The organism is Maritalea sp. YIW29 (assembly GCF_057219265.1).
Window position 1 is genome coordinate 74,390 of record NZ_JBXVVF010000003.1, and the last position, 22,717, is coordinate 97,106.

Annotated in this window: 22 protein-coding genes; 12 read left to right on the plus strand and 10 right to left on the minus strand. The window is 49.7% G+C overall.

Annotated elements, in window-relative coordinates; translation table 11 throughout:
* The first annotated feature begins 6 nt into the window (after positions 1 to 6).
* Positions 7 to 468 carry a GNAT family N-acetyltransferase gene (locus AC2D8L_RS15850; protein ID WP_484686483.1) on the plus strand — a complete coding sequence of 154 codons (462 nt, stop codon included), beginning with the start codon at positions 7 to 9 and terminating at the stop codon, positions 466 to 468.
* Entirely contained in the window at positions 465 to 1,178 is a 714-nt protein-coding gene (pdeM, locus tag AC2D8L_RS15855) for a ligase-associated DNA damage response endonuclease PdeM (protein WP_484686484.1), read from the plus strand. Before AC2D8L_RS15850 ends, pdeM begins: the two co-directional genes overlap by 4 nt.
* On the opposite strand, the gene AC2D8L_RS15860 is transcribed toward pdeM, so the two are convergent.
* The 5 genes from AC2D8L_RS15860 to AC2D8L_RS15880 form a co-directional block, all read right to left on the minus strand.
* Positions 1,175 to 1,618: a GNAT family N-acetyltransferase gene (locus AC2D8L_RS15860; RefSeq protein WP_484686485.1), complete on the minus strand. Its 444-nt coding sequence runs from the start codon at positions 1,616 to 1,618 to the stop codon at positions 1,175 to 1,177. The genes pdeM and AC2D8L_RS15860 overlap by 4 nt on opposite strands.
* Positions 1,619 to 1,622: 4 nt before the next feature.
* Complete coding sequence (locus AC2D8L_RS15865) at positions 1,623 to 2,075, minus strand: DUF3429 domain-containing protein (protein ID WP_484686486.1); 453 nt, start codon at positions 2,073 to 2,075, stop codon at positions 1,623 to 1,625.
* A gap of 5 nt (positions 2,076 to 2,080) precedes the next feature.
* Positions 2,081 to 2,818 carry a TIGR02186 family protein gene (locus AC2D8L_RS15870; protein WP_484686487.1) on the minus strand — a complete coding sequence of 246 codons (738 nt, stop codon included), beginning with the start codon at positions 2,816 to 2,818 and terminating at the stop codon, positions 2,081 to 2,083.
* A gap of 23 nt (positions 2,819 to 2,841) precedes the next feature.
* Complete coding sequence (locus tag AC2D8L_RS15875) at positions 2,842 to 3,771, minus strand: sulfite exporter TauE/SafE family protein (RefSeq protein ID WP_484686488.1); 930 nt, start codon at positions 3,769 to 3,771, stop codon at positions 2,842 to 2,844.
* 123 nt (positions 3,772 to 3,894) lie between these two features.
* Positions 3,895 to 7,332, minus strand: a complete 3,438-nt coding sequence (locus AC2D8L_RS15880) for a peptidoglycan-binding protein (protein WP_484686489.1) — start codon at positions 7,330 to 7,332, stop codon at positions 3,895 to 3,897.
* A gap of 222 nt (positions 7,333 to 7,554) precedes the next feature.
* On the opposite strand from AC2D8L_RS15880, the gene AC2D8L_RS15885 reads away from it, so the two are divergent.
* Both AC2D8L_RS15885 and AC2D8L_RS15890 read left to right on the plus strand, forming a co-directional pair.
* Complete coding sequence (locus AC2D8L_RS15885; protein ID WP_484686490.1) at positions 7,555 to 7,962, plus strand: MerR family transcriptional regulator; 408 nt, start codon at positions 7,555 to 7,557, stop codon at positions 7,960 to 7,962.
* Between the two features lie 90 nt (positions 7,963 to 8,052).
* Positions 8,053 to 8,715, plus strand: a complete 663-nt coding sequence (locus AC2D8L_RS15890) for a response regulator (RefSeq protein WP_484686491.1) — start codon at positions 8,053 to 8,055, stop codon at positions 8,713 to 8,715.
* Here AC2D8L_RS15890 and AC2D8L_RS15895 read toward each other — a convergent pair.
* Entirely contained in the window at positions 8,712 to 9,398 is a 687-nt protein-coding gene (locus AC2D8L_RS15895; protein WP_484686492.1) for an ArsR/SmtB family transcription factor, read from the minus strand. The genes AC2D8L_RS15890 and AC2D8L_RS15895 overlap by 4 nt on opposite strands.
* Before the next feature lie 72 nt (positions 9,399 to 9,470).
* Between AC2D8L_RS15895 and AC2D8L_RS15900 the strand changes: the two genes are divergently transcribed.
* Complete coding sequence (locus AC2D8L_RS15900; RefSeq protein ID WP_484686493.1) at positions 9,471 to 9,797, plus strand: NIPSNAP family protein; 327 nt, start codon at positions 9,471 to 9,473, stop codon at positions 9,795 to 9,797.
* Positions 9,794 to 10,141 (plus strand): antibiotic biosynthesis monooxygenase family protein, encoded by a 348-nt coding sequence (locus AC2D8L_RS15905; protein WP_484686524.1) that lies wholly within the window; start codon positions 9,794 to 9,796, stop codon positions 10,139 to 10,141. The genes AC2D8L_RS15900 and AC2D8L_RS15905 overlap by 4 nt, the downstream gene beginning before the upstream one ends.
* Here the strand turns inward: AC2D8L_RS15905 and AC2D8L_RS15910 are convergent.
* Entirely contained in the window at positions 10,138 to 11,727 is a 1,590-nt protein-coding gene (locus AC2D8L_RS15910) for an ATP-binding response regulator (protein WP_484686494.1), read from the minus strand. The genes AC2D8L_RS15905 and AC2D8L_RS15910 overlap by 4 nt on opposite strands.
* Positions 11,728 to 12,273: 546 nt before the next feature.
* On the opposite strand from AC2D8L_RS15910, the gene AC2D8L_RS15915 reads away from it, so the two are divergent.
* Both AC2D8L_RS15915 and AC2D8L_RS15920 read left to right on the plus strand, forming a co-directional pair.
* Positions 12,274 to 12,912, plus strand: a complete 639-nt coding sequence (locus tag AC2D8L_RS15915) for a response regulator transcription factor (RefSeq protein WP_484686495.1) — start codon at positions 12,274 to 12,276, stop codon at positions 12,910 to 12,912.
* A 164-nt stretch (positions 12,913 to 13,076) separates the two neighbouring features.
* The gene (locus tag AC2D8L_RS15920; protein ID WP_484686496.1) at positions 13,077 to 13,487 is read left to right on the plus strand and encodes an ACT domain-containing protein; all 411 of its coding nucleotides are present in this window, start codon (positions 13,077 to 13,079) and stop codon (positions 13,485 to 13,487) included.
* Between the two features lie 53 nt (positions 13,488 to 13,540).
* Here the strand turns inward: AC2D8L_RS15920 and hemA are convergent, their stop codons facing one another.
* The gene (gene hemA / locus AC2D8L_RS15925) at positions 13,541 to 14,821 is read right to left on the minus strand and encodes a 5-aminolevulinate synthase (RefSeq protein WP_484686497.1); all 1,281 of its coding nucleotides are present in this window, start codon (positions 14,819 to 14,821) and stop codon (positions 13,541 to 13,543) included.
* A gap of 278 nt (positions 14,822 to 15,099) precedes the next feature.
* Positions 15,100 to 16,557 (minus strand): pyridoxal phosphate-dependent decarboxylase family protein, encoded by a 1,458-nt coding sequence (locus tag AC2D8L_RS15930; RefSeq protein ID WP_484686498.1) that lies wholly within the window; start codon positions 16,555 to 16,557, stop codon positions 15,100 to 15,102.
* A 264-nt stretch (positions 16,558 to 16,821) separates the two neighbouring features.
* On the opposite strand from AC2D8L_RS15930, the gene AC2D8L_RS15935 reads away from it, so the two are divergent.
* Positions 16,822 to 18,393, plus strand: a complete 1,572-nt coding sequence (locus AC2D8L_RS15935; protein ID WP_484686499.1) for a putative bifunctional diguanylate cyclase/phosphodiesterase — start codon at positions 16,822 to 16,824, stop codon at positions 18,391 to 18,393.
* A 17-nt stretch (positions 18,394 to 18,410) separates the two neighbouring features.
* On the opposite strand, the gene AC2D8L_RS15940 is transcribed toward AC2D8L_RS15935, so the two are convergent.
* On the minus strand, positions 18,411 to 18,896 hold the full coding sequence (locus tag AC2D8L_RS15940) for a TspO/MBR family protein (protein ID WP_484686500.1): 486 nt from the start codon (positions 18,894 to 18,896) through the stop codon (positions 18,411 to 18,413).
* 293 nt (positions 18,897 to 19,189) lie between these two features.
* Between AC2D8L_RS15940 and AC2D8L_RS15945 the strand changes: the two genes are divergently transcribed.
* The 3 genes from AC2D8L_RS15945 to pcp are packed head-to-tail and all read left to right on the plus strand — an operon-like array spanning position 19,190 to position 22,709.
* Positions 19,190 to 20,650, plus strand: coding sequence for an NAD-dependent succinate-semialdehyde dehydrogenase (locus tag AC2D8L_RS15945; protein ID WP_484686501.1), 1,461 nt, complete (start codon positions 19,190 to 19,192; stop codon positions 20,648 to 20,650).
* A gap of 53 nt (positions 20,651 to 20,703) precedes the next feature.
* Positions 20,704 to 22,062, plus strand: coding sequence for a mechanosensitive ion channel family protein (locus tag AC2D8L_RS15950; RefSeq protein WP_484686502.1), 1,359 nt, complete (start codon positions 20,704 to 20,706; stop codon positions 22,060 to 22,062).
* Positions 22,059 to 22,709: a pyroglutamyl-peptidase I gene (gene pcp / locus AC2D8L_RS15955; protein WP_484686503.1), complete on the plus strand. Its 651-nt coding sequence runs from the start codon at positions 22,059 to 22,061 to the stop codon at positions 22,707 to 22,709. The genes AC2D8L_RS15950 and pcp overlap by 4 nt, the downstream gene beginning before the upstream one ends.
* Positions 22,710 to 22,717 lie beyond the last annotated feature (8 nt).

Genomic DNA, 22,717 nt, shown 5'->3' on the forward strand with positions numbered 1-22,717 from the left:
GCATAGTTGTCCAATTTTGAATTTGAAATTCGAGAAATGAAACCTGAAGAGTGGCCCCAATGGGCGGCCATGCGGCAAGTGCTGTTTTACGGGTTCACGGATGAAGATGCGGAAAAAGAAGCCAAGCTTTTCCTAAGCGGTGAAGACCCCAACCTCAAAATTGTTTTCTTGGCATTTGTAAATGGGCAAGCAGTTGGTTTCGCAGACATTGCTCATCGCTCCTATGCCGACAGTTGTTACGAGGGGCCTGTTGCCTATCTTGAAGGTTGGTTCGTAAAACCTGATTTTCGCAAGTCTGGCATCGCCAACGCTCTTGTTGAGGCTGGGGCAGACTGGGCACGAAAACATGGATACCCACATTTGGCATCAGACGCCGAGCTGAAAAACGTTGACGGACACAAAGCGCACGAGGCTTGTGGGTTCGCAGAAGTTGGACGCGTTGTGCAATATCGGATGAACCTGAAATGAGCCAATTGCAGTCCCAACAATTTGCCTCACAATTTGATGGATTTGCGTTGGAATTTGCGGGGCAGAGCTTCCTTGCTTTGACCTCCGGGGCCCTTTATTGGCCAGAAACTCAAGCACTGTTGGTCGCCGATTTACATTTAGAAAAAATGTCTTCTTTTGCGAAGTCGCGTCAGTTCCTCCCGCCTTATGACACGGGTGCCACGCTCAAGCGTTTAGCCGATGATATTGCGGCCACGGGTGCAAAGTCACTGATTGCGCTGGGAGACAGTTTCCATCGAGACGAGGGCACCACAACCTTGAGCATTCAAGATGCGGACTTGCTTAGTGACCTAACGCAGTCCGTCGATTGGCTATGGCTTGCAGGCAATCATGATCCCAGTGAACATGAACTTGGTGGCCGGTGCAGCGAAAGCGCATCCATCAATGGGCTAAACTTATCCCATGAGCCATCAGAAAATATCGAACACCAAATTGCCGGGCATCTCCATCCAGCGGCCAAGGTCAGCATGAATGGAAGGTCAATCCGGCGCGCGTGTTTCGTTTATGATCAAACAAGGATGATTATGCCAGCCTACGGTGTCTCAACTGGCAGCCTAAATATTCTAAATCCAGCATTCGCCGCGGTGATCGATCGTCGACAGATGCAGGTTGCAGTATTGGGCAAAGGCCAAATTTATCCCGTAAGTCGCAAGCACCTTATCGGGCGCTAAAAGCGCACCTGAAACCCGGTCTTGTTTTGTTTGAACCCAGACGCTTTGTAAAACTCAAGTGTCTCTGGTCTCTTGCTTCCCGTCATTAACATCAATTTGTAACATCCGGCACGTTGTGCCCGCTCCGTCGCGGAAGCGAGGACTTGTCGCCCAAAACCAAGGCGGCGATAGTCTTTGTGCGTCACGACATTTTCAACCAACCCGAATGGGCGGCACCCGCGCGTTAAGTTCGACATGATGTAGAGCGTACAAGCCGCAACGATGGTGCCATCAAGTTCACTAACAATGACTTGCTGCGTTGGGTCATCAAGTGTCAGTGCAAGCGCGTTTCGAAATGCAGGCTCAGAAACAGGCGGCTCATTTGGATGCAGGTGCGCATAAATTTCGCGCAAGGCAACGACGTCTCGAATTGTCGCATTTCTAATTTCGCTTTTGAGCATCAACCTAGAAAAACCTCGCAATGACAATGAGCAAAAGTGTTACGCAAACCAGCCATGTTAGGACCGCACGTAGCCGTGCGTAAGCTTGAGGCACGCGCCCGCGCATGCCCGAAACAACGTCCCATAATCCATGTGCCGCAAATCCAAATGTCAGCAAAACTAAGCCCACATCGACTGGCATCAATAGCATTATGAAGCCGGCAATGGCGCCAAATGTTCCCACAATGTATGTGAATTCGCTTCCTGCACCACCTTGCAAGCGAATGCCCCAGCGGATGCCACCAAGAAACGACAAAATCAGGGCGCCATAGCCAACAAGGGCGCGCTCATATTCATTAGGGGGGAATGGGGAGATGGCGGGAATGAGGACAAATATCAAGCCCAGAACAAACGGTATCCAGCCAGCCAATGCAGCGAATGCAACTGTTCTAGACCAAAACAGAGGCAGGTTGGACATGTCTATTACCTCCTAAAGGCGACGCCGCTAAGCCATCCTGTAAAAATTGCCAGCAAAACACAAACAAGGCCGTAAAGGAAAGAATGGTCTCTTGCTGACGAGGATAAAAACCGCTCGAACCCGACGGTTTTTACAGTAAAACGCTGCGCTTTCTTGGCCTTAAGCTCACCGTTTTTAAACAGATGCGTAATCGCAATATAGTTCCCGTTTGGAACATGTGCTGGCAACTCAATTCGCGCAGAATAAAACGTGTTGGAATGAAAGATGACCCCGTGCTCGATTTTCTTATAGAGATCTTGCTCTTCCATTAGTCGAATGAGTTCTTGGCTAAATTCACTAATTTTTGCCGCATCGCCTTTTGGTTGCAAAAATGGAGCGCTGTCAAATGCGAGGCCGTTCACCGCTAATTCTTCAAGATTTGCGATCTGATCAACGGGTAAGTTTGAAATCAAATGGAAAAACGACGGGAAATTGTTGAAGGCAACTTCCTCACCGTTCAGCCAAACGCCAAACTGGTTGGTCTTGCGACGGGCAACGCGGGTTGATGTGGGACCTCGAACCGCAATGACGATATGATAGTCGTTGGTGACTTGCTCTGCTTCGGCGTCAAAGGCGTTTTCGATATTGCCAAAGAACGTGATTTCTTCGCCAGAAAATGTCGATGTGATGGAGATCTCAGGGTCCGAACTGGCCGCAACAAGCCGCTGCGCGCTGGCTTCTGCTGCCACAAATATTGCAAACATAAATGAGAAAATCGCCCTCATCATCATGTTGCATTCCCCAGCAATACCGTCATCGAAAATGGATCAGCCGGTGTGAGGAGTAGAGATAGGGCAAACCTGATGGCCACGGCCAAAACGATAATGGCCAAAAGCGCACGCAATTGCTCACCGCGTAAATGTTGCCCAGCAGATGCACCAAATTGAGCGCCAATAACCGAACCAACCATCAGCGAGAACGCCAGCATAATATCAACTGTTTGGCTGTTGACCGCATGCAGAATTGTTGTGGCGGCCATAATGGCCAGCACTTGCAGCAAAGATGTGCCAATAACAACCGAGCCGGGGACGCGCAGAATATAGATCAAAGCGGGCACCAAGATGAAGCCACCACCAATGCCCAATAGTGAACCCAAAAAACCAATGCTGCCGCCAATCAGGATGACAGGCAAAATGCTAACATATAGATTTGATCGCTTGAACCGCATCCGCAAGGGCAGTCCATGCACCCAACTATGTTGACCTGGCAATTTGTGTGGAACTGTTTTGCCGGCCTTGTGCTTGATCATCGATCGAACAGCTTCAACAAGCATTAGTCCACCAATGGAGCCGAGAAAGATCAAATATCCCAATGAGATAACAAGGTCCAACTGCCCCGCTGCACGCAATATGCCGAACGTCCAAACGCCGCCAAACGCGCCACATATCCCAGAAAGGATGAGCACCGAAGCGAGTTTAACGTCGATCCCACCGCGTCGCCAATAGGAGAGGGCACCTGAAGTTGATGCCGCGACAACCTGCCCGGTGACGGATGCAACGGCAACAGGTGCTGGTATGCCAGAGAAAATGAGCATCGGCGTGAGCAAAAAACCACCGCCGACCCCAAACAATCCAGAAAGAAAACCGACCGCGCCGCCAAGCCCTATCAACATAAATATGTTGAGTGAGATTTCAGCGATGGGCAAATAAAGTTGCACGGCAGAGCATCCCGGTTCATTGCGCTCGATTGTAACAGGGTTTAGGCCGCAGCTATTGCCCTGTCAATCTCGGAAAATGGGCAATCCGCCCTCTAAACCAAATAGCTCTAGCGTCGGCGTGCCTTAGACCGGCTGGCTGCTCAGGACCGTTAGAAGTCGTGGGTTGATCGCTCCGCTTTCATCCATGCCCAATGTACGTTCGAATTGACGGATCGCTTCGCGTGTTTTCGGGCCAATCATGCCGTCAGGTTTACCCAAGTCAAATCCAAGTTTGCTGAGCGCAATTTGCACATTCAAAACGACATTCTTTTCACCGATTTCGTCACCGGGATTGAACGATTTCGACCAAGTTCCGATCGGCGCATAATTGGCAATCAGATCAATTGGTGTGAACTGCCATTGCTCAAGCTCTTGTTTTATCGACTGCATTTGCGCCGCATCGATTGAGCGTGCAACATCATCACGGGCTTTCGCCGCGTCTTTGTCGCCGCTTTGGGCCGCAATAGAGAACCACTTATATGAAAGACCAAAGTCTTGGCTGACACCCAACCCACGCGCATAAAGCATGCCGAGATTAAATTGGCTGTCGAGTACGCCGCGCTTTGCTGCTTCCTCAAACCAACGTGCCGCAGCATTGAAATCACGCTCTTCGTCTGGCGCACTGGCGTTCAGTGCTGCCAAATTGTGCATACCCATGCGGTTGCCCGCCTCAGCTGAGCGCAAATACCATAATTTGGCTTGTTCCAAATTCTTTTCTACGCCCAAGCCATGTTCATACGCAGTGCCCAGTCGATATTGTGCAGAAGCATAACCACTCGCTGCGGCCCGCTCAAACCAGCTAAACGCTGCTTGCGAGTCTTTGGCGACCGCTTTGCCTTCAGAATAGATCATCGCCACTTCATATTGGGCACGAGGGTCGCCGTCAGCCGCTGCTTCACGCAATGCCATTGGGCCAACGCCTTCTTCGGGCAAAGAAACAGTAATTGGAGACTTCGGAATACTTGCAGTAACCGTTTGGGTGTCAATAACTTGTGAGGTTGGCGCGATCAGAGCGACATCTTGCTCACTTATCGAAGCAGTATCGGTCAGAACAGACATTTCTGTGGGCATGCTCTGCTGTTCCATCAGCGCCGTTTCAACTTCGGTTAGGCTTATTTGCCTTGGTGCTTCACCAACATCCGCAGATTCCAAACCTGCTGGAATTTGTTGAGATTGGCTTGAGTTTTCGCGATCCAGCACAAGGTTTGCCGTCATCGCCACGATGGCTACAATCGAAGCCGCCAACAAAATGGGCTGGCGATTGCGCGTCAAAAAGCTCTCTTTGCCGTGAACTTCTTCGAGTTCGGCCACACCGCCTAGTTCACCGTCTTCTGTATGATCAAAGGCGCTTTGTGGTTTTGGCGCGTTGGCCAAAGATTGTGGGCGCGCTGGCTCCGGGCCGACTGACAGTATTTGGCCTTGCACATCATGTGGTTTAACCTGTTCAATTGGGTCAAGCACTGGTTGTTCAAGCTTTGGCTCTGCTTGTTCAATCAAATTGGCTTCGGCCAAATCTGTCTCAGGCTCGGTTTTCGCTGATTTGACAGATTTAATGCGGTCGAGTGCGCGCCCCAAAAGACCACCAGTTGCTTTCGGATTGGTATCGCCAGTGCGCGCGATTGATGCGCGTCGCGCTGCAGCAATAAAGCTCTCACGTGAACGGTCTTGCGCCAATTCCTCTTGCGATGGTGTTTCTTCAACGTCAACAGGATTAGTTGGCATTGGCATCGCCGGTTCAACGCGATCTGGCGTAAACGCGGACTTTGGCCGTGGCGGTGCCTCTTTTGCTTGGCTCAATGGCACGAATTTGGGTTTGCCAGGTGCGGCGAACTCATCTTGCGCTACGGCGTTCTCAGCCGGTGCCACAACTGTTTCGGTTCGAGTAGGTTCCGCCGCCGCCCGAACTTCGCGGTTTGGCGCAGATGTTTGCACGACAGAAGTTGGTTTTAGTCGTTGAACTGGCTTGGGTTTAGCTTCGGCGGATGGATTGCTCGCCACAGCTTTCTGAGGGGATATCGATTTTGTTGAAAGCGCTTCAAGTCGCTTGAGGCTGCTCGAAAGCTTGTTCTCAATTGCGCGTAGACTATCGAACTTGTCTGTATTGTCACTTGGAAGCTGAACATTCAAACGTTCAATGGCGTCCGAAATCCGTTTCTCCATCGCCTCCAACGCAGCAGGCATGACATCATCGCCTGCGCTAACCCTTGAGCCCGTATTGCGGACTTCGCCTAGTGTCTCGTTCAAACGTTTTTCCATGGCTTTAAGGGCCATGATTGTGTTTTCAGAATTGTCGCCTGCGGGGGCGGAAGATTGAATTTGTGAGATACCAGCAATCGCTTGGGTAATCCGGTCTTCCATCTCCTCGAGCCGAGACGAAAACCCAGAATTGTCTGCCGTCGCAGATGGAAGACCGCCTTGTGTGGCAAATTCATCCAAGCGTGTTTCGAGTGCTGTAAAGCGAGGCTCAAGTGCGTTCACCAACTGGCCACGCAGCCCTTGCATCTCCCGTTTCACGTCGTCCGTGAGGCTATTGCCTTGCCCCTGATCCATTGCAGAAAGGCGCTGAGATACATTCTCAATTTGCGCCAATATGGCGGTGCTTTGCTGCGAAGTATCGCGCTTTTGCATGCCGTCCACGGCACGTGCAATGCTGCCAATGCCTTTAGCAATTGTCTCAATACTAGAATTCGGGCGGTCGATGCTTTGTTCTAGAACATCAAATTTTTCATAAATGGCGCGGATGCTTTGCTCAATCCGCTCTTGTCCTGCCTGGTCATTGCCACCAATATCATCGGACTTTAACTGTTCCATATGACCAATTTGGCGGACCTGCAATTCGGCAAGTCGCTCAATTGCAAATTGCAAATTATCCAGCTGATCGCTTAGCGCGTTTGCCTGTGGCGTCTGGTGTTCGCTAATTTCACGGCTGAGACGGCTAATCTGCGTCTCGATGCGAGAAAAACCGTCATGGCTTGGCATTTGGCCTGCTAAATCGCGAATGCTCCGGTGCAAACCTTCAATTTGTCCGGTGAGTTGATCGATATGGGCTGCTTGGCGTTCTTGAAACGCCATGTCGATTTGTGGCGCCTGAGGCGCAAAATTTGCGTGCCGAGCATCAGTATATTCATGCGCGTCAATTTGCTGGGTCGATGCGCGAATTTGGGCAATTGCAGCGTCGAGTTTATTGCTCGTATCTCGCGGGCTACCGGCAGCTTGCGCTTTCTTTTTCTTCTTCTTTTTCGACTTTGCTTGCTTACTGCCCAACCGATCAACGGCTGTTTTGACATTGCTCAATGCCTCTTGGCGCCGAATTTCCATTGGGTCACGACCGCTCATTGCATCTGAAAAATGTGAGTTAGACACTTGCCCATATTCGGTGTCACCGGAAAACTCAGTAATTTGATCCTGCACCTGTCCTAACAAGTCCTCAAGCTCGTTTTTCAGCGCGTCCCATGGTTGAGGGGCGTTATTGAAATGGCTTGCTGGCGGCACTTGGGCCTTTTGAGGACGGCGTCTTGGCATTTTCTATCCACTTATCGGCGTAAAATTCGTCGCCTTGATATCTAGTTCTCGAACACGCCTACCATTCAGCTAACATGGTAAAGAAGCTGTTAATTCGCTATGCAAATTGACAATAATCAGGTCGGATTTGCCCCATAATTGCCAAATTGGCGAAAAATATGCAAAAGACCACAACGTTTTTGCGCGCAAAAATTTAGAACGAAAATCACATCGAGGAATTGAATGTCGGCAAATATTGGCGGAGGACACGTTTATACAATTGGTGATTTGGCTGACTTTTTCGGCATCACCCACCGTGCCCTGCGCTTTTACGAAGACAAAGGCATGCTCAAGCCGCGTCGCGTGGGGCAAAAGCGGCTCTACTCGAGCAAGGACCGCACTAAATTGCGGCTGATCTTGAACGGCAAACAGATTGGCATGACCATTCGCGAAATTCAGGAGTTTCTGGAAAGTTATGAATTGCGCGACGGTAACGATCGGCAAATGCGAAAAGCGCTAGCGAAAATTCGCTCGCAGCGGCTGCTGTTAAAGCAAAGGCGCGAGAGTATTGAAATTAGTTTGCAAGAGTTGGAGCGCGTGGAAAAAATCATATCGGGCATGGTTGAAGTTGAATCAACGTTGGATGAGTAATTCCAATCAGCTGTGAAACCGGGCGCTGTGACTTGTTCTCTGCCAATTGTTACGCTACACCAGAATTAGAACGACCGCATAGGAAGCTAAATGCCTGTAAATCGCATCATTATTGCTGATGACCATCCATTATTTCGTGCAGCTTTGCGCCAAACAATTGAAGCCGAAAATGGCGATGGCGGTTCTATCGAAGAAGCAGGAGATTTAGAAACACTCACCAATTTGCTTGGCGAAAACCGAGAATGCGACTTGGTGCTCTTGGACCTCGCAATGCCGGGTGTTCGGGGTTTTTCCGGTCTCTTGCTGGTCCGGGCTCAATATCCTGAAGTGCCGGTGATGATTTGTTCGGCCAGCGACGATAGTGCCACGGTTCGACGTTCAATTGATCTTGGTGCTTCTGGGTTTCTGCCCAAATCGGTCGGTCCAGATACCATCCATGCCTCTATCAAAACAGTGTTGGATGGCGGTATTTGGGTACCAGACGGCTTCACATTCGAAGAAGAAGATAGCGAAATCGCTGATTACACCAAGCGATTAGCGACACTCACACCACAACAGTTGCGTGTTTTGATGATGTTGTCTGATGGGTTGATGAACAAACAAATCGCCTATGAATTGACTGTTTCTGAAGCCACGGTAAAAGCGCATGTGTCAGCAATTTTGCAAAAGCTGAATGTGGATAGCCGCACCCAAGCTGTTATCGCAGCATCCAAGTTAGAACAGGTTCAAATCGAAACCGTATCTAACGGTTAGTCTTTTGCGGCATACCAATCCGTAAACGCTTTCTGGCCTTGCTTGCTAAATGTTACGACCCGTGAATTTGGTTCGCGCTTTGCCCATTTGCGAAGATAAATTTGCTCTAAAATAGCCTTGCCCAGCGTTCCTGCCAAGTGAGTGCGCCTTTCGCTCCAATCAAGGCATTGCCGACAAAGTGGCCGACGCTTGTTGTTAATTGCGTCCAGATCAATGCCAGATTGGGTGAAGAACTGCTGTCCAATTGATGTCAAATGCAGATCTTCGTCCTTTTCAATCAAATACCCCTTGGCGATTAGCCCATCATATAACTGAATGCCCTTATCGCCCGCCAAATGATCGTAGCACACCCTTGCATTGCGCATTTGAGGGTCGCGAGGGCCGGTGCGCGTGCGCAAATGCCCGCGACTTACAGCCAAATGCATAAGGCTCTCCAAGACCTTTGCCACATCATCATCCGGCAAAGAGAAATAGCGGTGACGCCCCTGTTTTCTTTGGCGCACTAAGCCGCCATCAAAAAGTTTTGCAAGGTGCCCACTGGTGGTTTGCAGCGTTACACCTGCCTCCTGTGCTAACTCAGTCGCGGTTAAGGCCTTGCCGCTCATTAAAGCCGAAAGAATGTTTGCGCGTGCAGGGTCGCCAATAAGCTGGCCGATGCGCGATATGTCGGGTCCGTCTTTCATAGTTCGATCATAGCCGAAGCATTGAGGGAATTCAATGTGCCATAAATCGGCAAGAGTTTGAAAGGACCCGCCATGATTACATGCTTTATTCAATATCAAATCGATCCAACAAAGCGCACACAGTTTGAACAATATGCAAAAAATTGGGGGCAGGCCATTCCAGAATGCGGAGCCGATTTAATTGGATATTTTTCGCCCCATGAAGGCTCATCAACATTGGCTTATGGCGTGTACTCGATCAAAGATCTTGCAACATATGAACAATATCGTGCGCGGTTAGCACAACATCCTATTGGACAGAAAAATTATGAGTTTGCCCAAAAAGAGAAGTTCATTTTGAACGAGGAACGCACCTTCCTAAAATGCGCATCAATGCCCCACAGACGGGTGAAACCATGATTGCGGTAATTTTTGAGGTCGTTCCACACCAAGAACATAAAGACGCGTATCTTGCCATCGCTGCTTCGTTGAAGTCAGAACTTGAGGCCGTATCAGGGTTCATATCTGTCGAGCGCTTTCAAAGCCTTACTGATCAAAACAAGGTGCTGTCATTATCATTCTTTGAAGACGAAGAGGCGGTGCGTGCTTGGCGAAACCTACCTAGCCACCGGCAAGCGCAGTCCAAGGGACGCTCGAAGGTCTTTAGCCATTATCGGCTGCGGGTGGCCAGCGTTGTCCGCGATTATGGACTTGAGGAACGTGACGAGGCGCCAAAAGATAGTTTGAGTTTTCACAAGCTTTAAGTCAGACGGCCAATAAGCGCGCGCAGCGCCGCAGGCTTTACCGGCTTGGGCAAGACCGAGATGCTGCGCTCGGCCGCCAATTCACGCACCTGGGGAGTTCGATCTGCGGTGATCAGAATGGCGGGCAAGTGTCCGCCAATTGTCTGCCTGAGCCACTGTATCGCGTCCAAGCCGGAGGTTTGATCAAGATGGTAATCCATCAAAACGATGTCCGGGATCCAGCCTTCCAACATGGATGATTGGGAAATGTCTTTGAGCGACTTTGCCGTTCTCACATCGCTTCCCCAGCCTGACAGCAGTGCGTCCATAGCATTCAAAATATCAATTTCATTGTCCACACATAGAATTTGTTTCGTTGAAAACTGGGCGCTGTTGAGCGTTCGTGTTGGATTAGGGGGCTCTTCAATTGGCTCGGCAGCCTTGGTTGCGGCACGGGCATAAATTGAAAACCGAGACCCTTTGCCGACATTGCTTTCAACTTCCAGTTGTAAGTCGAGCGCCGAGCAAATGCGTTGCACGATGGAAAGTCCTAGTCCAAGGCCCGAAGCGATCCGCGCTCCCGGCTCTAGGCGAGAAAACTCGTTAAAAATTAGGGACTGCTGCCCCTCATCAATGCCAATACCGCTATCGATGATATCCAAACGAATACGATTTCCGCGTTTGCGGCACCCCACAAGAACTGAGCCACCTTCAGGCGTATATTTGATGGCATTGGAAACAAGGTTTTGCACCACTCGCGCCACCAGCCGCCGATCTGTATGCACCGCACCATCTGCGCCCACCAGCCTTAGCTTTATGTTTTTCGCCGCCGCAGCGGGCTCAAATTCTACACGGACTTTGCGCAAAAGCTCTTGAATGGAAAAAGTAGAATTGGATGGCTTAAGTGCGCCACTATCGATCCGCGAAATGTCGAGCAGGGCGGACATGATGTCCTCAACGGCGCCCAACGACGCGTCGATATTTTGGGCCAACCGCGCGAGGTCGCTACCATGGGCGCGCTCGATCATTGTTGATGTATATAGACGTGCGGCGTTTAACGGCTGCAATAAATCGTGGCTCGCAGCGGCCAAAAATCGCGTTTTGCCTAAATTTGCTGCATCAGCTTTCGCCCGGGCACGTTCCAGTTCCGAATTTAGCGAAGTAAGTTCTTGCGTTCGGTCTTGAACACGGGCTTCTAACGACTGATTGACACTTGCCAATTCTCGTTCCGCATCAATTCGGCTGGAAATATCTGCATAGCTGATGACCATCCCGCCATCGGGCAAATGGTCGGTGCGGACTTCAAAATATTGCCCATTGTGACCTGGGCGTTCGGTTAGGCTAATGCTCTTATCGCCAATTTGTTCAAGCCGCGCGCGAATAAGCGTATCTTGATCTCCATCGCCGAAATCGCCTCGGACAACGAGGAACTGAATGATATCGCGAAGAGCTGCGCCTGGCGCGGCTAATTCTTCGGGCAGTTCTAAAAGCTCCAAGAAAAGCGCGTTAGACAGAACAAGTTGGTGGTCGCGATCAAACATCGCGATACCTTGTCCCAAATGGTCAACCACCGTCCGCAAAGCTGGATCATTGTCATTTCGGCTCAACCTAACACCCCAGTTCTGCGTGTAACGTCTCAATGATATGCGTTCACCTAAGCGCTAACATTTTCTTCACGGCATGCGCAATTACAAGTGAAATTTAGTGCCTACATCGGGCGACGAAAGGAATTCGCGATTTCGAATCACTCTTTGGCGACGCAGTAAGTATTAGATGCAGCAAGTTTTGCAGTTCCCAGTTTATGATCTCTCCTTAGAGTTGTGCAGTTTTCTCAAAAAAATCTAAACTATTCAATATTTTAGCGCTTCTAGAAAAGAAAATACAATTTTTAGTTGTATTTTTGAATAGGAAAAGATACCTCATATAGGCATAGATACCTCTACGGAAATTTACATATAGATACGTGAATGTACGTTGATACTCTATCTGACTACCGAACACGTACTGTGTGATCATACTTACAGTGCGCCTCCGCATCGTATTTTAGCGGAGAGTTTGTATTTTTGAGCAATATTGAGGCTGGACAATGATCAACAATGATCCACGAATGGCACTAACAAATACAATCTATAATTGTTTTCTTGGGGGTATAAATGACCGCTGAGATTTACTATCACAACTCACTCAACAAAGACCGTCTTATCCACATTGTGGATACCGACCATGCAACTTGCGAAGCCTTGGGGGTATTGTTTCGGCTTGAGGGCTTTCAAACTCAAATCTCCAATTCGATCACCCAATTGCTGGCGCAAATCGACCGTCGTTTGCCGGACGTCATTATCATCAACATGAAGGTCGATAGCGAGGACACGCTCCCGACAATTGTACGCATTAAATCGATGCGGACCGGCGCGCCAATCTTCATGCTGTCAGATAGCGAGAATGTAGGCGGTGCGGTTGAAGCGATGAAACTTGGCGCGTCCGATGTTATCATCAAGCCGATTGATACAGAGCGATTAGTTCGCGCGGTTCGGGATGCATTGCGGCGCGATATACATATCGGTGCCGTGCAAACGGGTTTCCATCGGCCAGTTGAGGTGCGGGGTTTCAATCAACTAACGCCACGTGAACGCGAAGTATTGCAATTGATTACAAACGGCCAATCCAACAAAGAGGCTGGGCGAGAGCTGGGCATTAGCCCTCGAACGGTCGAAGTTCACCGTTCTCGTGTGATGGAAAAACTGGGCGCACGCAACACCGCAGACCTTGTTCGCATTGTCCTCACCAGCTGAATTCCCTCCCGACAGTTGGTTGTACGACCGAACAAGTTGGGGTGGCCGTTGGTCACCCTTTTTTCTTGAAATCTATTTCATTATGCGCAAACTAACGAGGTAGTTGGGACGACCCAACAACCTTCGTTTGTGCCGGGACGACCCGCTAAAAAAGGGACTGCCCGATGAACAGTTCAGCCATTCACGACCTGACCAGCTTAATTAAGGGCATGGACCCACAGCTTTCACCCGAGCGCTATGCGTTCGCAACAATCGCTGAGGATCGGCTTTCCAGCATAAATGTGAACCCAATTATGAGCTTCGTCGAAGATGAAGGCGTAACGCTAATACTGCGCGAGCAAGACGCGATTTCCGCAAATATCGAGCATGAGTTCATCTGTCAAAAAATTACACTACACGTCCATTCAGCGCTTGAAGCTGTTGGCTTTATGGCCGCGATTTCAAATAAGCTGAAACAATTGGATGTGCCGTGCAATGTGATTGCGGGGTACCACCACGACCATCTGTTTATTCCAGTTGAAAAAGTGGACGCGGCGATGAATGGCCTAGCAGAATTATCCAAAACAGGTGTTTGATCTGCAGCGCAGGGGCTCGTTCAACAGCGAATTTTGCTAGTCGTTACTACCGACTAGCCGCCGTTGGTTGGCAAAACTAAATCGCCCGAATTCAATGCCTGCGCGGTCAGCTGAGACGTATCGATATTCATCGGCAAATCCAAAACTTGCCAAACGCTGAGCAACGCATCACGCAATTCAAATAACATTTCGTCCGTATGTAACGGCGTAGGGGTTATCCGCAAACGTTCTGTATCCTTAGGCACCGTTGGGTAATTGATCGGTTGAATATAGATATTGTGCTTGTCCAAAAGCATGTCGCTTGCTGCCTTACAACGCCGCGCATCCCCAACAATCACCGGCACGATGTGCGTATCTGTTGGCATAACGGGCAAACCAGCCGCCGACAAAATCTCTTTCGCGCGTTGCGCTTGACGCTGTTGGCCTTCGCGTTCTGTGGCTGAGACCTTAAGGTGTTCAATTGAAGCGCGTGCCGCAGCACACAGGGCAGGGGGCAGCGCTGTGGTAAATATGAACTCAGATGCATAAGAACGCACCGCGTCAACAATTGGTTGATTGGCAGTGATGTACCCGCCCATCACCCCGAACGCCTTGGCCATTGTGCCTTCAATAATGTCGATGCGATGCATCAATCCGTCACGTTCGCAAATACCCGCGCCGCGCTCGCCATACATGCCAACCGCATGCACTTCGTCAATATAGGTGAGCGCGTTAAATTCTTCGGCTAAATTTGCGATCTCTTCAATCGGCGCGACATCGCCGTCCATTGAATAAACAGATTCAAATACAATCATTTTCGGCTGGTCTTTGCCTGCTGCTTCCAGCAACTCACGCAAATGAGCCATATCATTGTGGCGGAAGATCTTCTTTTCCATGCCCGATTGCTTCACACCGGCAATCATGGACGCATGGTTCAGCTGATCAGATAAAACCAAACAGTCCGGAATCAGTCGAGCAATTGTGGAAATCGATGCTTCGTTGGAAACAAATCCAGACGTAAACACCAAAGCCGCTTCTTTGCGGTGCAAGTCTGCGAGTGAACGCTCAAGTTCAACCAGCGGGCGATTGGTGCCGGCAATGTTGCGGGTGCCGCCGGCGCCCGTTCCAAGCTTGCCTGCAGTTTCCTGCATCGCAGAAATCACTTTTTCATGCTGTCCCATGCCCAGATAGTCATTTGAGCACCAAATCGTGATTTCGCGCGCATTGTCCGCATGGTCACGAAACACCGCCTTGGGGAAATGCCCAGCGATGCGTTCCAAATCTGCAAATACACGATAGCGTTTCTCACGACGCAAAGTATCGATGGCGTCCTCAAATAGTCCGCGATAATCCATCTATTGATACCCCTATCTCAAATGGCTGGGAGCACGAAGCTGCTCACTCTATAAGCCAAACTATATCGATCTGCCGATCCGGCAACATGACGCAGGTCAATTATTCACATATTCGCATTGTGCTCAACATATATAGCAAAAATTACATGTATATATTGAGCTGTTGCTACTTATTTAGGGACATTCTGGCATTGCGCAACTGATTTTGCATGCTTTTCGATCACGATTATTGGAGCAAAACACGGCTGGTGCACTCCATTTTGCTCAAACATTTAGCTCTATTGTGCTTCCTTCAATTGATCTCCCAGCCGCAAAACCGCATCAACCAGGCCATCTTCCTGCCCCGTTTCGCTGCGCGCACCGACAAAACAAGGCCTGATGGCCAAGATCTCATCCACTTTTGTAGTGCTTGGAATAAATTCATTTTCCCGCACCAAACGTCGATGAATGCGCTGGTTGAACGTGTTGAGATCATCAATGCCGTCCGCAACATATCGGAAACAACAAATGGACAGGCTGGGTTCCAACACAAGCTCTAGCCTGTCATCTTCCCTTACACGCTCAGCGATCCGTTGCGCCATGTCATTATGCCGCCTGATGCGCTCCCGCATGCCTTCAGCACCAATTTCTTTTAGCATGGCCCAAACAGCAACGCCGCGAGAAGGGGCGCTCAGTTCAACACCGAAATCAAAATAGGGAATCCCAAAATCATCCATCGAATGGGTCGGGCCATTTGCGCCGTCTTGATAGTCGACAGAGCCTTCTAAATAGTCAGCGGGCTCCTGAGTAAATGCCCGATGCAATATTTCCCGATCACGCACAAAAGTTGCTGCTATCCCAACGCAGGCGCCTAACCATTTGTGGGGGTCAACGATGGCACTGTCTGCCAACTCAATTCCCTCATATAAATGAGAAATTCGACCATCCAAGACGCCCGGCAAACCGTAAGCGCCATCCACATGGAACCAAATCTTGTTCGCCCGTGCGATCCTGCCAATATCTTTGATCGGGTCAATTGCGCCGGTATTTGTGCTGCCTGCATTGGCAACGACGGCGACGGGCAAAACTCCATCTCGCAAATCCGCCGCAATTGCGTCTTCCAACGCAGATGGGATCATGCGTTTTTGTGCGTCGCACTCTATCAAGCGAACTGACCTCCGCCCAAGTCCCAGAACCCCGGCGGACCGTTGTATCGTATGATGGCACTCAGCACTTGCATAAATGCCTGTCTTCCGGTCCACACCATAAGCTGCAACATCATGTCCCACTTGCTCAAACGCCCACTGGCGTGCGCCGCCCAAAGCAACCAGATTTGCAACCGATCCGCCGGACGAATAAAGTCCCTTCATGCGCGAAACACCGCACAATTGGGCCAGCCAATTGAGTGAAAGTTCTTCCAAAAAATTGAATGCATTTAGTGTGTAGCGCTGCGGCGCTGCAATTGAAGCGGCGGTTGAAGCAATAGCCGAAGCGGTTGTGCCACCAGTTGTAATAAAGGCTGAAAAGCCAGGTCGGATGATCGCCGATCCGTTGGCAATTACTTCATCAACCAAACGTTGCGCGACATTGTTTATGCCAACGCCATGCTCTGGCAAAGGTTCGTCTAAACTCTGTTGCCAATTTTTGTCCGGATCTAATGCATCGCCATTTTCAAATTTTACGAACTCGTCCAAACCTTCGCCCATTTTGGCAAGGTAGGTTTGAAACTGGCCAGTTTCTGCGAAATCTTTGGACACTATTACCGCCGCTCTAAATGAGGATTTGGATTCTATTGGTTACTAAGTTGATCTGTTTGCTGGCATAAATTCAACCCGAAAATTCAAGCGTTTGTCCTCAGAGTACTTACACCGGAGATGAGCAAGCCCTGAACGCGGAAGGTTCAATATATATAATGTTTTAACTATCTCGAACAAAAGGAAGAATTCTGACTAGGCGTTTTCACAATTGTTAAGTAGGTCAAACTATTTTGGTCGCTCGCAGCAATATAAAAAGGCGACGGGATGAAAAAGGGCAAAAAACCAATTTTGGGTCGCGCGGGATTTGACGCTTTAGTGATCATTGCGATTGTCGCCGCTGTTTGGGCTTTTTTGGCGCAATGGGAAGTTTTGGGCCCACTTTCAAACATTGTTGGGCAAATGGAAGTCTACAATTTAGCCGAGTTTGCCCGGGGGGCAATTATAGCAACGGTTGGCAGTTTGATATTTGCTTGGCGCCGCATCTCAGATTTTCAGCGAGAAGTGAAAATGCGCGGAAATGCTGAAAATGAAATCATTTGGCTTGGCCAGCACGACCCATTGACGACGCTCCCCAATCGACAGTTTTTGGTTGAATTATCAAAACAGTCAGAATTTTCAGACTTCGAAAACTCAGATCAACAGCATGCTGTCCTTATGCTGGATTTGGACGGATTTAAAACCGTAAATGACTTGCTGGGTCATGCAGGTGGCGATGAACTTCTCGTCCAAATTGCGGACCGCCTAAAATGGTCATTTGACGACCAACATGTGGTGCGACTTGGCGGAGACGAGTTTGTGATTGTGTTGCAAGGGGCCAACCGTGCGGACGCTGAAATTGCTGCGCAAACAATCCTTGATGTGATTGCAAAGCCATTCCAACTGGTCAACAATCAAATGGAAGTTGGTGTTTCTGTTGGTATTGCTTTGATGCCCGACAACGCGCAGTCAATAGAAGCTGCGGTTAGCAACGCCGATGCAGCTTTGTATGAAGCAAAGCAACAGTCTAAGGGTGGGTTTAAGGTTTTCAATGAGCGTGTCGGTCTGGCGATGACCGAGCGCTCGCTCATCGAACAAAAACTGCGTAAAGCGCTTCGAGACGACGAGTTGTCGGTCCATTACCAGCCCTATATCGACATGAAGACAAAGCAAATAATTGGCTTTGAGGCGCTTGCGCGCTGGCAACAGGAAGATGGCACATTTATACCGCCGGGCAAGTTCATTGAAATTGCTGAAAAATCGGGACAGATTTTGGAGCTCTCCGAAACTTTGCTGACCAAAGCCTGCATTGACGCTTGCAATTGGCCAAGCGACACAACGCTTTCGTTCAACGTTTCCGCTTCTCAGCTGCGAGATCGGTTGATGGGTGATCGTATTCTCGAGCAAATAGGCGAATGCGGGCTGCCGCCACACCGCCTCGAACTTGAGGTGACAGAAAGCTGTTTCGTTCATGACCATGAAACCGCCATGGAAAACTTGATCGATTTGCAAAAAGCCGGTGTGAAAATTGCCTTGGATGATTTTGGAACGGGCTATTCAAGCTTCTCGCGTTTGACAAGGATCGATTTCGATAAAATCAAAATCGATCAACTATTTGTCCAAGAGGCAAATGATTGCCCAAGGATGTGTAAGATTGTCCGAGGCATATTTGCACTCAGCAAGAGCCTTGAGACCACAATTGTTGCAGAAGGAATTGAAACCGCCTCACAATTGGCAACGATGCAGGACCTTGGTTGCGATATAGGTCAAGGCTATCTATTTGGTCGCCCAGTGCCCGCTGCTGAGGCGTTGGAATTGCTTGCGGCCGGAAATCAAGGCGTACGCGGACGCGTAAATTAGTTCCACGGCATGTTCATTTAGCCGTTTAACATCCAATAGGCCGCGTTTAGGACGCTGGCAAAACTTATCCAAGCTAAATATGGAATGGTTAGATACGCGCTGATCCTGTCTCGGTTCCACATCAAAATCAAAAATAGCAACGTCACCAAGTCCAGGGCTAGAATATAGCCAAGCGCTGCACCCAAATTGTTCGCGCCAAAAAACACCGGTGTCCAAATCGTATTCAACGCGAACTGCAGCGTCCACAAGGCGATCAATATTGGCTTAAGCGGATCATCTCTCATGAAAACAAGTCGATAAGCAACAGTCGCCACAAAAATATAAAGCACACCCCACACTGGTCCAAACAACCAATTGGGAGGCGCAAAAGCGGGCGCGTTAAGTTGGGCGTAGTAGCTTTTTATGTCCCAAAGCCCCGCGCTACTCGCAGCAACAACGGTCACGATATAGAAAATGATCCACGTGGCTATGTTAGCAATTCGGCTTGACTTCAACGTAACCATAAATCATCTCCAAAACTTCATACCGACCTTAATACGTTCCGTCCGTCGTCTTGGATCAATGCTGGTCTCAGGAAATTTTGCAGAGCGATATTCCAGTTCGTTTTGGGCGCAAATTAGTGGGTCATGAATTTTTGTGAATGACCTATTCAAAATGATCATCGATGTTTTACTTAAATGAGTCGGCTAGGGCGTGACAGCGCGAATTTGCGACGCTACGCTGCAAGTCTTCATCGTATTCTTTCAACAGTTCCAAAAGCCCACCCAATGGCTCGATTGTTGAGAAAGGTTCTTCTATGTCAGACAATTTTTCAAAGTTTAACGTCACCGACGCTTATATTGACGGGCAATGGGTCAAAGCATCCTCTGGCGATAGCTTCGCTGTCGCCAATCCAGCCAATGGTGATCATTTGGCTGATGTCGCGGATTGCACCAAAGCAGATGCGCTACGTGCGGTTGCAGCTGCAAAGTCGGCATTTAAGCTTTGGTCAGGGAAAACGGCTAAGCAACGATGCGATATTTTGCGCAAATGGAACGATTTGATTTTGGTCAATGTCGATCAGCTCGGTGCACTTTTATCTAAGGAACAGGGCAAGCCGCTTGCTGAGGCTAAAGGCGAGATCATTTATGGCGCGAGCTATATTGAATGGTTTGCTGAAGAGGCCCGTCGGGCATATGGCGACGTCATCCCGGCGGCGCGGCCTAACACCCAGATTGTCGTGATGAAACAGCCTGTTGGCGTTGTTGCCGCCATTACACCATGGAATTTCCCCAATGCGATGATCGCCCGCAAGGTTGCCCCGGCTTTGGCCGCGGGGTGCACGATGGTGATTAAGCCTGCACCAGAAACACCCTTGTCTGCATTGGCATTGGCCGTCTTGGCTGAAGAAGCGGGCATCCCCAAAGGCGTGATCAACATTGTGCCAACCTCCCAAACAGCAGATGTGGGCGAAGTGCTGACCACCCACCCGGATATCGCAAAAGTTTCGTTTACAGGCTCCACCAATGTTGGGCGCTTAATCATGCGAAACGGTGCCGACACGATTAAGAAGCTTTCACTGGAACTTGGCGGCAATGCGCCCTTCATCGTGTTTGATGATGCTGACTTGGACGCGGCGGTTGAAGGCGCGCTGAATTCAAAGTTCCGCAATTCAGGACAGACCTGTGTTTGCGCTAATCGTATCTATGTTCAGGCAGGCATTTACGACGCGTTCGCGAAGGCATTCGCAAGTCGGGTTGAGACCCTAAAGGTTGGAGATGCATTTGACGAAGGTGTAAATCAAGGCCCATTGATCAACCAAAATGCCTTGGCCAAAGTCGAAGAATTAGTCGGCGACGCGCTGGAAAAAGGCGCGTCAGCAGTTGTTGGCGCACGGCGTCATGAATTGGGCGGCCTTTATTATCAACCAACCGTATTGCGAGATGTGCCGCTCAACGCCCGTGTGTTGAAAGAAGAGATTTTTGGCCCGGTTGCCCCGCTGATCAAGTTCGAAACAGAGCAAGATGTGATCGACCTCGCCAATGATAGCGAGTATGGTCTCGCTGGTTACTTCTTCGCGCGCGATATCGGACGTGTTTGGCGCGTTGCCGCCGCCCTCGAATGCGGTATTGTCGGCGTGAATGAAGGTGTCACCTCGGCGGTGGAAGCACCATTTGGTGGGGTAAAACAATCTGGGCTCGGGCGCGAAGGTTCCCACTATGGCCTGGATGATTATTTGGATATCAAATATGTGTTGATGGGTGGTTTGGCCAGCTAGCGTACGGATAATTTATCATTCCGCTCGGCCAAGAAGTTGGGTAATGTCACAGGATGGATGATTTCGGCCCCCAAATCGATGCTGCGTTGCAAGCGCTTAATAGCTTCTTGCAAATCTTTGGTCTTTCCCTCACCCAAACACATCTCTTCTGGGGGGCAGTACAACTGCTCGTGATCTTGAGCTGTTCGATTTTAGCGCGCTTTTTAGCTTCAAAAATCGAACCGCGTCTGGAGGCGCGCGTTCGCGCATTGTCTATTAAAGGCAGCAGGCTTCGCTTGATTGCTGTTGCCCTGCGCCGCACCCATTGGGCGATATTTGTAATTTTGCTCTGGCTTGGCGTGTCGGTGCTGCGGTCAAGCACATGGGACAGTCGGTCGTTTCTGCTCACCGTTGTCGCAAGTTTAGCCACATCGTGGTTGGTGATCTCGTTTGCATCTCGCGTGATCAAAAACCGGACATTGTCGCGTCTTGTTGCGATTGTGGGCTGGGCCGTTGTTGCGCTTTATACGCTGGGCATAATGCAGCAAACAATTGCCCTATTTGACGATCTTGCTATCGAATTAAGCGGGTTCCGAATTTCGTTTTTGATGGTTGTACAAGGCATTGTGCTGCTGTCTGTTCTATTTTGGGGTGCGATGGCGCTCAGTCATTTGCTGGAAAAGCAGTTCCAAGCGTTCGACGATATCTCCCCCACAATGCGGGTATTGGTGGGGAAAATCTCGCGATTTGCCCTGCTGACGATGGCCGGTATTATCGGCTTTTCTATCATTGGGATTGATTTTTCCGCGTTGACGCTTGTTTCCGGTGCAATTGGATTAGGCATTGGCTTCGGGCTGCAAAAAGTGGTGTCGAACCTAATTTCCGGGGTGATCCTATTGCTGGACCGTTCCATCAAACCCGGCGATGTCATATCCGTCGGCGACACATTTGGTTGGATCACCTCTCTCAACGCGCGCTACGTCTCTGTTACAGCCCGTGATGGCCGCGAATATTTGATCCCGAACGAAGACCTAATCACCCAGCAAGTTGAAAACTGGTCCTTTAACGACACCTATATCCGGATCGAAATACGGTTCGGCGTCAGCTACAATGCAGACCCGCATTTGGTAAAAAAGATTGCGGTTAAAGCCGCGCTACAACATTCAAGAACCGTCCATGCGACTGGGGAATATCAGACGGTTTGTCATATTGTTGGATTTGGCGACTCTTCGATAGATTTTACCTTGCGCTTTTGGATCGCCGACCCAACAAATGGCACCACCAATATTCGCGGGGACGTTTTCCTAGCGCTGTGGGATACGTTTAAAGAACACGACATTGAAATACCATTCCCACACCGCCAATTGCTGCTTGACCCAACAGCTAGCGCGGCCCTCAATCCGCAACCAACAAGCGAAATTAAAGCGACATGACCACAAAAATACTGCTGACTGGGTTCGAACCATTTGGCGGCGAGAATTCCAATCCATCAATGGAAATCGCTAAGGCACTGGATGGATTTCAGGACGATCAAATTGTTGTAAATTCAATGGTTCTGCCTGTAGAGCGCTACGCGGCAACAACAAAAATCATCGAGCAAATTGAAAAACATCAACCAAATATCGTCGTCGCGCTGGGGCTTGCGGCTGGGCGAGGGGGCATTACCCCGGAAAAGGTGGCGATCAATTTCGATGATTTCCGCATAACAGATAATGGGGGAAACCAGCCCATCGGCGAACCAATTCGCAATACCGGACCTGCAGCACATTTCTCGACGCTGCCAGTAAACGCGATGACCAAAGCGATGGTGGACAGCTGCGGCGCGGCCAGCGTTTCGTTTTCCGCAGGCACCTTTGTCTGCAATCACCTAATGTATGGATTGCTGGATTACATCGAACAGAACGCCCTACCGATCCGCGCAGGGTTTATTCACGTGCCCCAAGCGAGCGAACTGCTGGCCGACGGTGCTCAATTGCCCACACTTGCTTTGACAAAAATGACAGATGCAGTCCGCGCAGGTTTGGTCGTTGCGGCAGGCGCTGAACAGGACCTGAAAATCAACGCCGGCAATATTCAATAATCCAATTC

What these genes read in the sequence shown, in the direction of transcription:
- pdeM (WP_484686484.1), top strand. Translation starts at nt 465, where the DNA reads ATGAGCCAATTGCAGTCCCAACAATTTGCCTCACAATTTGATGGATTT.
- AC2D8L_RS15860 (WP_484686485.1), bottom strand. Translation starts at nt 1,618, where the DNA reads ATGCTCAAAAGCGAAATTAGAAATGCGACAATTCGAGACGTCGTTGCC.
- AC2D8L_RS15865 (WP_484686486.1), bottom strand. Translation starts at nt 2,075, where the DNA reads ATGTCCAACCTGCCTCTGTTTTGGTCTAGAACAGTTGCATTCGCTGCA.
- AC2D8L_RS15870 (WP_484686487.1), bottom strand. Translation starts at nt 2,818, where the DNA reads ATGTTTGCAATATTTGTGGCAGCAGAAGCCAGCGCGCAGCGGCTTGTT.
- AC2D8L_RS15880 (WP_484686489.1), bottom strand. Translation starts at nt 7,332, where the DNA reads ATGCCAAGACGCCGTCCTCAAAAGGCCCAAGTGCCGCCAGCAAGCCAT.
- AC2D8L_RS15885 (WP_484686490.1), top strand. Translation starts at nt 7,555, where the DNA reads ATGTCGGCAAATATTGGCGGAGGACACGTTTATACAATTGGTGATTTG.
- AC2D8L_RS15890 (WP_484686491.1), top strand. Translation starts at nt 8,053, where the DNA reads ATGCCTGTAAATCGCATCATTATTGCTGATGACCATCCATTATTTCGT.
- AC2D8L_RS15895 (WP_484686492.1), bottom strand. Translation starts at nt 9,398, where the DNA reads ATGAAAGACGGACCCGACATATCGCGCATCGGCCAGCTTATTGGCGAC.
- AC2D8L_RS15900 (WP_484686493.1), top strand. Translation starts at nt 9,471, where the DNA reads ATGATTACATGCTTTATTCAATATCAAATCGATCCAACAAAGCGCACA.
- AC2D8L_RS15905 (WP_484686524.1), top strand. Translation starts at nt 9,794, where the DNA reads ATGATTGCGGTAATTTTTGAGGTCGTTCCACACCAAGAACATAAAGAC.
- AC2D8L_RS15915 (WP_484686495.1), top strand. Translation starts at nt 12,274, where the DNA reads ATGACCGCTGAGATTTACTATCACAACTCACTCAACAAAGACCGTCTT.
- AC2D8L_RS15920 (WP_484686496.1), top strand. Translation starts at nt 13,077, where the DNA reads ATGAACAGTTCAGCCATTCACGACCTGACCAGCTTAATTAAGGGCATG.
- hemA (WP_484686497.1), bottom strand. Translation starts at nt 14,821, where the DNA reads ATGGATTATCGCGGACTATTTGAGGACGCCATCGATACTTTGCGTCGT.
- AC2D8L_RS15935 (WP_484686499.1), top strand. Translation starts at nt 16,822, where the DNA reads ATGAAAAAGGGCAAAAAACCAATTTTGGGTCGCGCGGGATTTGACGCT.
- AC2D8L_RS15940 (WP_484686500.1), bottom strand. Translation starts at nt 18,896, where the DNA reads ATGGTTACGTTGAAGTCAAGCCGAATTGCTAACATAGCCACGTGGATC.
- AC2D8L_RS15945 (WP_484686501.1), top strand. Translation starts at nt 19,190, where the DNA reads ATGTCAGACAATTTTTCAAAGTTTAACGTCACCGACGCTTATATTGAC.
- AC2D8L_RS15950 (WP_484686502.1), top strand. Translation starts at nt 20,704, where the DNA reads ATGGATGATTTCGGCCCCCAAATCGATGCTGCGTTGCAAGCGCTTAAT.
- pcp (WP_484686503.1), top strand. Translation starts at nt 22,059, where the DNA reads ATGACCACAAAAATACTGCTGACTGGGTTCGAACCATTTGGCGGCGAG.